Below are 12,303 nucleotides of genomic sequence, written 5' to 3'. Positions count from 1 at the left end.
TCTCGTCAGCAAAAGGTCTAGGCACGATCTACCAAAGCCGTTACAATAGACGACGGTATGATCAAGAATAGAGGTATATATGCCGACGATTTTAGTGATTGAAGATATTCCCGATAATGCAGCCTTGGCCCGTCGCGTACTGAACGCCTATGGCTATTCGGTGCTTGAGGCGGCTGATGCTGCGAGTGGGCTGGATATGGCTCTAGAACAACATCCCGACCTGATTTTGCTTGATTTGGGCTTGCCTGATGCCGATGGCCAAACTGTGGCCGGCGTGTTACGTGGTACGCCCGAGACTCAAAACATCCCGATTGTGGTTTTTACCGCTTGGCCCGAAGAAACCGCCCGCCAAATGGTTCGTGCCTATGGGTGTAATGGCTTTATTCGCAAACCGTTGTCAGTGATCGATTTTGCCCAAGCGATTGCCAGTTACCTTTCCTAAAAGGCTTAGCACCATATATCAAGGATGTATATGACTACAGATGGTTTTCACGATGGTTCGGCCATAGAGCTTACGCCAGCAGCCAGCTTTACCATTGATGAATTGGTCGCAATTTATAACCAAACTCGGATCGATTATATTGTGCCAATGCCAATGAATAGTCAACGGCTCGCTGAATATATTCGGTTATATGATGTTAATTTGGATGCTTCGTTTGTCGCCAAGGCCGATGGCGACATTTTAGGCCTCGCGATGCTGGGTGTGCGCCGCGACCATGCGTGGGTCACCCGTTTGGGAGTGTTGCCCAATCGGCGTAAAGGTGGGATTGGCCGCGCTTTAATGGTTGCCATGGTTGAAGCCGCCCGCCAACATTGGCTCAAATATGTCCAGCTTGAAGTTATTTTGAACAATACTCCTGCGCATAAGCTGTTTTTGGCGCTGGGCTTTGAGGAAACCAACCAGCTGTTGGTAATGCGGCGACCGCCAGGTCCAGTCAAACAACCAGCAGTTGGCTCGATTGAATGGCTCGATTGGTCGCAATTGCAACGACTGGTACGCCAACAACCACATGGCGTACCGTGGACCAACCAATCCGATTCATATGATCACATGGCCATGGTCGAAGGCTGTCGGGTCAATTTGGCTGATGGTGGCCGTGGTTGGTGTATTTTCCGTCGCCAACCCTTGGTGCTTTCGCATATTCGTTTGCATACCGAGGCTGGTGATCCAAATGCGGTTGGTTCAGCGCTCTTGGCCCATGTCCATCAACGCCATAGCCGCTTGGATACCCAAGCCGAGAATATTCGCTGCGATGACCCACACTTAGCAGCCTATGAACAGCATGGCTATATCGAAGCCTTCCAGCGCATTGAAATGCTCTTAAACCTTGTAGCCAACGAACGGGTCAATAAAAATCCCCCCCAATCCGCATCATAAACGGGACTAAGGACAAATCGCAAGAGCAGTCAGTTTGGGGGGGAAATAGGTATAATCACAAAGCGCAGTTGTTCTCATGGTGGTTAACCTTGAACAACGCTGGTACGTTGGCCTGAATCAACACAGCACAAAAGTAAATTTTGGCACAGTATACGAGGTAGGGTTATGGCTAGTGGAATGACTGATACCACATTGAATAGCATTCGGCTCAAGCGTATTTTGCGCTTTGGGATTTTTACCATGATTATTGGCCTAATCATGGCCGTACCCTATGGCCTAGAAGCCTTGCGCTTGCCGTCGTGGCAAAACTACATGAGCATCATCAGCATTGTTGTTGCGGCATTTGGGGGTTTATGTGCCACCATTTCGGCAAGAAATGGCTGGTTGATTGCAGGTGCTTACAGCTTAATTGTCTCAATTGCTGTTGCCACTTTTCCAAGCCAACTCTTTATTGCTGAGTTTGGCTTTATGCTCTCGATTCTGAATGTGTTCTTTGTGCTGGTTATTTCGATCCAAACCCTGCCTGAACGCCATATCTTTCCAGTTATCTTGGGCACAATTAGCCTTGGCGTGATTGCCACCTTGCTCAAAACCTTCTTGAATATTCAAGAAGTGCGGGTTTCGGGCAGCCAAGAAATCTACATGCCTTTGATGAGCATTGCGGCAATTGCCATCTTGCTTTTCTTTGTGTTTCGCGAATTTGGCACGCTCTCGATTCGCAACAAAATTCTGATCTCGTTTGTTTTGGTGACAACCCTGCCAATTGCGATTATTTCATTTATTACCTTGCGCTCAACCCGTGATTCGCTTACAAATCAGGCTAATAGCTTGATTTTGGTGAATGCGACCAATATTGCCAACGAAATTGATGATTTTGTCAATCGGAACATTAACCGGGTCAGTGCACTCTCGCGGATTCCTGAATTAAGCGAATATTTGTTGGCTGCCGAACAAAATACCTTGGTTCCCGACCAAGATCGTGATACACGTAATTTGTTTCGGGCAGTTACGACCGAAAATAACGATACACTCTCGGTTGCGTTGCTGAATAATCGTGGCGTGGTCTTGGTCGATACTGTGCCAACCAACGTTGGGGTCAATGATTCAGGGCTTTCATATTATCAAGATGCAATTCGCACTGGTCAGAGCATTATCTCACCAGTAACCTTCGGTAACGATAACCTGCCTTCAATTTATTTCAGTACGCCTGTTCGTAATCCACAAAGCCAAGAAATTATCGGCGTGCTACGGATTCGTTATAGCGCCAGTATTATTCAATCATTGGTAGCCCGCAGTAATGACCGCGCTGGTCAAAACTCGTTTGGGATTGTACTTGATGAATATGGCATGCGGATTGCTCAGGGCAGCGAATTAACTCTCTTGTATAAAATTGCCGATAATTTGCAGCCTGATGAAATTAAACGCTTGCAAGATGAACGGCGTTTGCAAAACATTAATCCAGAAAATCTGCTTGTGCCATATCCCGAATTAATCAATGCAATCAAAGCGATTGTGCTTGATCCGCAAACGAATGGCGAAGTGATTTCGCTTTCCAGTTCAATTCCTGAACAGGATAAACCAGGCGATCCCGATCCTGAAGGCAACGATATTTATGCCTACACCGCGACCAAAACTGTGCCATGGCGGATTCTCTACCATCAAAGCGAAGCAACCTTCTTAGCGCCAATTCGCCAATCGGAGCGCTATACAACCTTGATTGTGTTGGCGTTATTGGTCGGGATTAGTATGATTGCTGTGTTTGCAGCGCGAATTTTGACGAATCCAATTGAGCGTTTGACTGAATTTGTTGAACGTTTCCGCCAAGGCGATTTATCAACCCGTGCTCCGGTCAGCTCGCAAGACGAAATTGGTCAATTGACGACCACCTTTAATAGTATGTCTGATCAGTTGCAAGAAACGCTACAAGGTTTGCAACAACGTACAATCGCTTTGGAAACATCCAACGAGGTCAGCCGCCGACTTTCAACCATTTTGAACCCCAATCAATTGGTATTGGAAGTGGTTGAGCAGCTTAAGAATACCTTCAACTACTATCACGCCCACATTTATTTGGTTGACCAACAGACCAATGAGTTTGTGATGATGGGTGGTACGGGGCAGGCTGGTCGCACCTTGCTTGCGCGGAATCACCGTATTCCGCAAGGCCGTGGTTTGGTTGGCCGTGCCGCCAATACCAAAGATGTGGTGTTGGTGCCCGATGTCAGCCGTGAAGCTGGCTGGTTGGCCAATCCCTTGCTCCCCGAAACCAAGGCTGAAATCGCTGTGCCAATTATGCTCGGCGATGAAGTGCTTGGCGTGTTGGACGTGCAAAATGCTGAAGTTAATTCGCTAACCAACGATGATGCAACCTTGCTCCAATCGATTGCGGCCCAAGTGGCGGTTGCCTTGGAAAATGCCCAATCGTTTGAAGAAATCACCCGCACCCAAGAACTTTTGCGAATTCGTGAACGGGCGATCACCGCTAGTAACGACGGGATTGTGATTGTCGATCCACATCAGTTTGATATGCCAGTGGTGTATGTCAACCCTGCCTTCGAGCGGATTACCGGTTATACACCCGAAGAAGTCATTGGCAAGAACTGTCGTTTCTTGCAGGGCGATGATACCGACCAACAAGGTTTGCGCGAATTGCGTTATGCAGTGCGGGAAAAACGTGCCACGCGGGTGCTCTTGCGTAACTATCGCAAAGATGGCAGCTTGTTCTGGAATGAACTCGATATCAACCCAGTCTTTGATGAAAACGGCGAGTTGATCAACTTTATTGGGGTTCAACAAGACGTAAGCGAACGGGTTGAGGCTCAACAAGCTTTGCAAGAATCCTTGGGCTTCCAGCAAACCATGCTCGATAGTGCCACCTATATGATTATTGCAACCTCGCTTGATGGCAATATCACCTCGTTCAATCGCTCGGCTGAGCAAATGCTGGGCTATAGCGCTCACGAGGTAATTGGCAAGAGTCTGATCGAGTTGGCCAACGACCCTGAAGAAGTTGTGCAATTTACCAAAGAACTCAGCAAGCAAGCTGGTGAGCCATTGAATCACCATGAAGCTTTGGTGTATGAGGCTCATCGCGGACGAGCATCAAATAGTGAATGGACCTATATTGCCCGTGATGGTCGCCGCTTCGCAGTGCTGCTTTCAATTACTGCTTTGCGTGACCGTGAAGGCAAGGTTACCGGCTATCTCAAAATTGCCAACGATATTAGCGCCCAAAAGCAACAACAACAAGCCTTGCGCGACAGTGAAGTCCGCTATCGCTCTTTGGCTGAGTCCTCGCGTGACGTGGTGTTTATTTTCGACCGCGAACATCGTTTACAATATATCAATGAATTTGCGGCTGGTATCTTCAATCGCAAGCCTGCTGAACTGATTGGCTTGCTTGATGAGCAAATATTGACTCCTGCTACGGTCGAATCGCGCCGAGCTGATGCTGAATTTATTTTCAGCACATCCCAAAACCTCAATCGTGAATCGATGTTTATGGTCAATAATGAGGAAACTTGGTTCGACTTCCAATTGCTGCCAATTATGGATGATCAAACCAGCAGTCCCGAATTGATTATGAGCGTTGGCCGTAACATTACCGACCGCAAGCGCGATGAACAAGAACGCGAGCGCAACTTGGTTGAAACTGACCGCCAACGGCGGACGCTACAAGGGATTCTCGAAGCCCTGCCGGTTGGGGTGGTGGTTTACAATGCTGACTTTGAGATGCAGCTTCAAAATCAAAGCGCCCAATTGATCGTCGGTCAGCCGATTGGCGATGTGAACCCCGATGCAATTGATACAGTTGGCGAGACCTACCAACTCTTTATTCCTGGCACTGAAACCGTCTTTGATCCAAACGATATTCCAGTGTTTCGGGCACTGCGCTACGGCGAACATGCCCAAGCTGAATTTGATATTGCCCATCCTGATGGCCGTCGTTTCACAGTTTTGGCCAGCGGCGCACCAGTGCTCAACAGCGAAGGCCAGGTTATCAGCGGGATTGCCCTCTTGCAAGATATTACTGACCGTAAACTCAATGAGCAAGAACGTGAACGCTTGCTGCAATCCACAATCGAACAAGAACGCTTGCTCAAAGCGATTCTCGATAACATGCCGATTGGGGTTTATGTGGTCAATAACAAGGGTGTCAGCCAGATGATCAATCGCTCGACGATTGAGATTCTGGGGGTATCCGGCCAAATGGGTGCGGCAGTCTTGGAACAACCAGCCTTGCCACGACCAAAGTTCCTGTATGAAGGTACAGATAAAGAATTGGAAGTCCAAGAAACTGGTTTGTTCAAGGCCTTAGCATCTAAAAAGCCCACTCGCGAATTGGTTGATGTTATGCGGCTTGATGGTAAGCGAGTCTCGGTTGATTCAGTCGCTGTGCCAATGTTCGATGAGCAACAACAACTAACTGGGGTGCTTTCGCTGATTCAGGATGTAACTGAGCAGCGCAATGCTCAACGCGAACGTGAACAATTGTTGAGCCAAGTGGAATATCGGGCACTCGAACTGGAAACAGTGGCTCAGGTCAGTACCTCGGCGGCAGGTTTGTTGAATGTGGAAGAACTGCTGCAAACCGTGGTTGATCTGACCAAACATCGTTTCGGCCTCTACCATGCTCATATCTACTTGTATAACCCTGAGAGCCAACTCTTAGAATTGGCCTTCGGTGCTGGTGAAATTGGTCGCACCATGGTCAAGGAAGGTCGCTCGATTCCATTGGATCGGGAGCAATCGTTGGTGGCCCAAGCTGGGCGGGCACGACGCTCGATTATTGAAAACGATGTGCGCTCAAACCCGAACTTCTTGCCACACCCACTGTTGCCTGAAACCCGCGCTGAAATGGCGACTCCGCTGATTGCTGGCTCGATGCTGCTAGGGGTGCTCGACGTTCAATCCGACCAAAGCAACATCTTTACTGATGATGATCGCAAGATTCAAACCACTTTGGCCAGTCAAATTGCGATTGCCTTGCAAAATGCCCGCTTGTTTGCTGAACAAACCGCGACGATGCAGCGCTTGCAGGAGCTTGACCAACTTAAATCGGCCTTCTTGGCTAATATGTCGCATGAGTTGCGCACACCGCTCAATTCAATCCTTGGCTTTACCGAGGTCATTCTCGAAGGCATCAACGGGCCAATCAACGACCTGATTCATAATGACTTGAGCATTATTCATCGTAACGGTCGTCACTTGCTCAACTTGATCAACGATATCTTGGATATGGCCAAGATCGAATCGGGCAAACTCACGCTCTTCCGTGAAACCTTCGATGTGGTGGAAGTATTGCATGAAGTGGCAAGCACGGTCGGACCATTGGCTACGCAGAAACATCTCGAGTTGCTGGTCGATATTGAGCCAAATCTCAAATTGCCAGTCTATGCCGACCGTTTCCGTATTCGCCAAGTATTATTGAATATCGTAGGCAATGCCCTGAAATTTACCGAGCAAGGTTCGGTGACAATAGGCATTGACACAACGCCAACGACCCGTATGATTAAAATCCAAGATACAGGCATTGGGATTCCGCTCGATAATCAAGATACGATTTTCATGGAATTCCATCAGGTCGATAATTCGACAACCCGTAAGGCGGGCGGTACGGGCTTAGGCTTGCCAATTAGTCGCCACCTTGTCGAAATGCACGGCGGCAAACTTTCGATGGTTAGTAGCGGCAATCCTGGTGAAGGCTCACTCTTTACCATTGAGTTGCCAATCAATGCCAGCGAAGATGAAGTTAATCCTAATGCAACGCCAGCCAATCAACCTATGTCTGTAGAATAATGGTTATGCGCATTGTGCTGCGGCATAAGCGCGTGGTAAGGGCGTTATGACAGATTTAGTTTGCCAGAACTGTGGCCATATTCAGCCATATACCTTTCGTAGCTCGAATAGCTGTGCCCAATGTGCTAACGATTGGCTTGAGACGCATTACGATTATGCCAACTTTTGCGAGTTGGTGCGCAATCAACAAATGAGCGGCCAGACGTTATGGCGCTATAGTAGCGTTTTGCCGGTGCCGCCACCAGCTGCGCCAACCCATGTTGGCGGAACTCCCTTGTTGCATGCCCAGCGCTTTGGTGGTTTGTTGGGCTTGCCACGCTTGTATATTAAAGATGAGCGTTATAGCCCAACCAATTCGTTTAAAGATCGCCAAGCCGCCTTGGCTGTGGCAGCCTTAGTTTCGAATGATATTCGCGAATGCGTGATTGCCTCGACTGGCAATGCGGCGGTCGCCTATGCCTCAGCTTGTGCCGCAGTTGGCATTAAACTGTGGGTCTTTATGACTAGCGTGGTGCCAGAAGCAAAATTGCGCGAAGCGGCCTTGTTTGGGGCTGAGGTGATCAAAGTTAGTGGTAATTATGATCAAACCAAGCAGATTGCCGCTGATTTTGCCCAAAACCGAAACATTATTTATGATCGTGGGGCTAACAGTATTCCGGCACGGGAAGCTATGAAAACGATCAGCTACGAAATTTGCGAGCAACTTGGCTGGCAAGCACCTGATTGGTATATTCAGGCAGTTAGCGGTGGCTTGGGGCCACTCGGCGTGTATCATGGCTTTGCCGAATTACATGCCATGGGTTTGACCCAGCGCGTACCCCAAACCGCGATTATTCAAGCTGAAGGCTGCTCACCGATGGTGCAGGCATTTCAGGCTGGCAAATCGGTGGCCGAAAAAGTTGTGCCAAATACGCGGATTGCAATTCTTTCAACAGGCGATCCCGGTAAGATCTATACGCGGCTTTGGCAACGCATCCAAACATCGGGCGGCACGATGGAAGCTGTCACCGACGAAGAGGCCTTCAGTGCAATGCGCTTATTGGCGCGAACTGAAGGTATTTCGGTGGAGCCAGCCACGGCTGTAGCATTTGCGGGCCTGCAAAAAATGGTGGCCCAAGGCCAAGTTAACCCTGAAGAATTAATTGTGGTAAATTGTACTGGGCACACCTTCCCAGTCGATAAGCATGTGCTGAACGATCAATGGCATATTGATGTGCATGTCAGCGATACCCAACAATCAGCGCCCCAAGAAGGGCTTCAGGCGGCGCTGGAACAATTGAATGAAAAAGCGACAACGGTGCTGTTGATCGATGATAATCCTGATGATGCTCAATTGGTGCAGCGTATTTTAGAGCGACGCAAAGCCTATCGTGTCTATCGGGCAACCGATGGAGCCGATGGCGTGCAACAAGCAATTCAACGCTTGCCCGATGCCATTGTGATGGATTTAATGATGCCAAATATGGATGGGTTTCAGGTGATGAGTACCTTACGTCAACACCCCAAAACCCGTGATATTCCGATTATTGTGGTGAGCGCCAAAGATATTACGCCCGCTGAGCGCCATCATTTAGCAACCCATACCCGTGCTGTGTATCAAAAAGGCTCACTTTCACCAGTTGCCTTTGTCGAACAGGTTGTGAGTGTCATTGAACACAAAGAGCGTGATAGTGAGGACCAATGAGTACAACCGTTGTCTTATATATCGAAGATAACCCTGATAATATGCTGTTGGTGGAGCGCCTGTTGATTGCCCGTGGTTGCCAAATGCTCAAGGCAATTAATGGCTCAACTGGTATCGAACTGGCTTTGGCGCATAATCCACAGATTATCTTGTTGGATATTAACTTGCCCGATATTGATGGTTACGAGGTAGCGCGACGCTTGCGTGATACGCCACAAACGGCCACGATTCCGATTGTAGCGGTGACGGCCAACGCGCTCAAGGGCGATGCTGAAAAGGCGATTGCGGCTGGCTGTGATGGCTATGTTTCTAAGCCGATCAATTTGCGCGATCTCTGGAATGCCATGTTGCAATTTATCGAAGCCCCCTCGACCTAAACCTACAATGAACCAAAGACACGATAAAGCGCTAGTTGAATTGCTTCAACTAGCGCTATTTATTTAAGTTTGATTAATGTGTGAAGGCTTAACCATACCATGGCTTGGATTGATTGGAACCAGTCAGCCAAAGCTTAACTTTCTCCATTAATGACATAACGTCGAAAGGCTTGCTCACATAATCAGTCCAATCGGGGGTCATCAATTGCTTGACTTCGCCAGGGCTGCAACTAGCAGTTAATGCCACAATCGGAATATGCGCCAAGCGAGGGTCGGATTTAACGGTGCGACAGACAGCCCAGCCATCCAGGCGCGGCAAGTTCAAATCAAGCAATATCAGGTCTGGTCGGCTTTTTTGAATAGCTTCCAGAGCTTCAACCCCATCACGAGCCATCTCGGTTGTATAACCAGACCGTTGGAGCATTATTCCTAAAAGCTGACGGTTGTCAGGCATATCATCAACAACTAAGATGGTTGGCATATGGGTATCTCCTAAATTTGGGCCTTCTCGTTACTCGTATCCAAACGTACTATAGCGATACAACCTTACTAGCCAATTTACAGGTAGGACTCTTGGTCGATTGTAAGTTTAGTTAGGCTGGTGGTTGTGATTAATAATCGATCAGCTGTAATTAGTAAAAGTATATGCAAGTTCAGGCATAAGCGCCATGGTTCCTTAGTCCGTAGCCGTCGTTTAAGCAATGGGCTAGTTGGGGCGGGTACGATCTCACTCCATAGGGTGAAATTGGCCTTAGGCTAGGCTTAACATACAGCTTGTATGCTAGACTAGAGTCGATTGGGATATTTGCCAATCATCAGGCTGCCTGATATACTCAATGCGTCCTCAGTGTACCGTGGGTTTGCAATCCACGCTGAAAAAACTGCGTGCATGCATTCCAAAACAAGAGCTAAATTCTGCAAATCAATGAAAGGGAGTACGGTTTGGTGGCGCGTTTAACGTGATCACACCGCCGTAAAATGCAGTATGAATGTAATTATTCCTACCGCCGGTCTTGGAACCCGCCTGCGTCCACATACCCATACCCGTCCAAAGCCGTTGGTTCCGGTTGCAGGCAAGGCCGTAATTGGCCACCTGCTTGATAAACTCAAGGTGCTACCACTCGACGACGTGGTGTTTATTACCGGGTATTTGGGTACACAAATTGAGGAATATGTTCGCAAGAACTATAACTTCAAGAGCCATTTTGTTGAACAAACTGAGCTAAAAGGCCAAGCCCATGCAATTGCTTTGGCCCGCGAGATGGTCTCTGGCCCAACCTTGATTTTATTCGTCGATACGATTTTTGAAGCAAACCTGAATGTTTTGAACCAAACCGATGCCGACGGCGTGATCTATGTAAGCGAAGTTGAAGATCCCTCGCGCTTCGGGGTGGCATTGCTCGAAGATGGGATTATTACCAAGCTGGTGGAAAAACCCAGTACGCCAGTTTCCAACTTGGCCTTGATCGGCGCATACTATGTGCGTGAAGTCAAAGAATTGTTCGCAGCGATCGATGTGCTGATCGAGCAGAATATTCAAACTAAAGGCGAGTTTTATTTGGCTGATGCGCTCCAACTCATGATTAGCAATGGCACGCGATTTAGTGCCGAAACTGCAACCATGTGGGAAGATTGTGGCACAGCCCCCGCCTTGTTACGCACCAATCGCTATTTGTTGCAACATGAAACCGGCAACGTCGAACAACGTGATGGCGCAATTATCGTTCCGCCAGTCTTTATCGGCGAACATGTTGAGATTCGTAACTCAATTATTGGGCCATACGTCTCAGTTGCCGACCATAGCGTGATTGTTGATTCGATTGTGCGTGATTCGATTATCAATCAAGGAGCCAGCATTCAATCATCAACCTTGGAAGGCTCACTTATTGGTGAAGGAGCGCATATTAAAGGCGAATTCCAACACTTGAACGTCGGTGATTCATCAGTTATTACATTTGGTAGCACGATTCAGTAATGCATGATCAAGCAGGGAACCGGATGTCCCCACCAACCAGTTTGCAGCGTGGCACTGGCTTTCATCATCTGATCGCCGATGAATATCGGTTGATTGCTCAGGTGTTGACCTATTGCCACGCCGCTGGTTATGCCATCCCGCCTCTGTTAGTGATTGACTATGTGATTGCGCTTAAAACCAGCCCATTTGTCTTGCTATTTGGGCCAACTGGGCAGGGCAAAACTGAATTGGCGCGGCTGTTTGCTCAGGCTTTGGTGCATCCCTTTGATGATCAATATACCTATGTGAACTTAGGGAGCAGCCTGCAAGCACCCGAAATCCAAGATCGTTTTGGTTGGATGAAATTTGTCGAGACCTTAGAGAACGCCGCTGCTCCGGCCAATGCTGGTCGTTTGTTCTTCTTATGTCTCGATAATTTGCGACCCCATGATGTATATACCTACTTCGCCAATGTTAGCCGCGATGCCGATGGAATTACGCGCTTGGTGATGCGTGGTTATCCACCTGATAAATGGCCAGCCTTGCCCAGTAACGTGATTATCACCGGAACACTTGATGCCGAACATCCAGTTGATAGCGATCAAAGTGCCCTTTTAGCCCAAATTAACTGTGTCTATATGCAGCCACAATGGTTGCAAAGCAATATTCGCACAGTTAAACGTCAACAACGCATGGCTCCGGTTGGTATGCAACGCTTGTTGCTTGAGCAACAGTATCGCAGTGATGAGGCTGCCACTGAGCGTTTACAGGCCTTGCTTGGCCCGCATCTCGACGATATTTTGCAACCGCCTAGCGAGTTGATGGCAATTTTGTGGCAAAGTAACTTGACCTACACCCAGACCTGGCGTAGTACCATGTTGCGGGCTGTGGCAAATAGCTTTACCATAGAGGGGCACGGACTTTTTATTCCATATGATGTGCTTAACAACGCCCAGTTTGCCTATTCGTTTGTCATGGCACGCCAATTGTTGTTAAGGCTTTGGGGGCAACCGCAGCATAGCGCCGCAATTGAGGCCTTGTTGCATCGCCAACTTGCCCAACTACCAAGCACCACCTTGGTAGGGTTAACCGACTCTTTGCTCTATTAGGG

Annotated in this window: 8 protein-coding genes; 7 read left to right on the top strand and 1 reads right to left on the bottom strand. The window is 48.3% G+C overall.

The features are described from left to right. Nucleotides 1-79 precede the first annotated feature (79 nt). The 5 genes from LCH85_05535 (at nucleotide 80) to LCH85_05515 (ending at nucleotide 9,238) form a co-directional block, all read left to right on the top strand. Nucleotides 80-442, top strand: coding sequence for a response regulator (locus LCH85_05535; protein ID MCA0351438.1), 363 nt, complete (start codon nucleotides 80-82; stop codon nucleotides 440-442). Between the two features lie 30 nt (nucleotides 443-472). Further along, complete coding sequence (locus LCH85_05530) at nucleotides 473-1,378, top strand: GNAT family N-acetyltransferase (protein ID MCA0351437.1); 906 nt, start codon at nucleotides 473-475, stop codon at nucleotides 1,376-1,378. A 177-nt stretch (nucleotides 1,379-1,555) separates the two neighbouring features. Beyond that, nucleotides 1,556-7,177 (top strand): PAS domain S-box protein, encoded by a 5,622-nt coding sequence (locus LCH85_05525; protein MCA0351436.1) that lies wholly within the window; start codon nucleotides 1,556-1,558, stop codon nucleotides 7,175-7,177. Nucleotides 7,178-7,223: 46 nt separating this feature from the next. Continuing rightward, nucleotides 7,224-8,861, top strand: coding sequence for a pyridoxal-phosphate dependent enzyme (locus LCH85_05520; GenBank protein MCA0351435.1), 1,638 nt, complete (start codon nucleotides 7,224-7,226; stop codon nucleotides 8,859-8,861). Further along, nucleotides 8,858-9,238 (top strand): response regulator, encoded by a 381-nt coding sequence (locus LCH85_05515; GenBank protein MCA0351434.1) that lies wholly within the window; start codon nucleotides 8,858-8,860, stop codon nucleotides 9,236-9,238. Before LCH85_05520 ends, LCH85_05515 begins: the two co-directional genes overlap by 4 nt. 88 nt (nucleotides 9,239-9,326) lie before the next feature. On the opposite strand, the gene LCH85_05510 is transcribed toward LCH85_05515, so the two are convergent. Continuing rightward, nucleotides 9,327-9,719, bottom strand: a complete 393-nt coding sequence (locus tag LCH85_05510) for a response regulator (GenBank protein MCA0351433.1) — start codon at nucleotides 9,717-9,719, stop codon at nucleotides 9,327-9,329. Nucleotides 9,720-10,223: 504 nt separating this feature from the next. Between LCH85_05510 and LCH85_05505 the strand changes: the two genes are divergently transcribed. Then, nucleotides 10,224-11,213, top strand: coding sequence for an NTP transferase domain-containing protein (locus LCH85_05505; protein MCA0351432.1), 990 nt, complete (start codon nucleotides 10,224-10,226; stop codon nucleotides 11,211-11,213). Between the two features lie 23 nt (nucleotides 11,214-11,236). Then, entirely contained in the window at nucleotides 11,237-12,301 is a 1,065-nt protein-coding gene (locus tag LCH85_05500; protein MCA0351431.1) for an AAA family ATPase, read from the top strand. Nucleotides 12,302-12,303: the final 2 nt, after the last annotated feature.

The organism is Chloroflexota bacterium (assembly GCA_020161265.1).
Taxonomy (GTDB): Bacteria; Chloroflexota; Chloroflexia; order Chloroflexales; family Herpetosiphonaceae; genus Herpetosiphon.
Note: the sequence above shows the minus strand (reverse complement) of the source record. Positions and strands in the feature narration are given on the sequence as shown.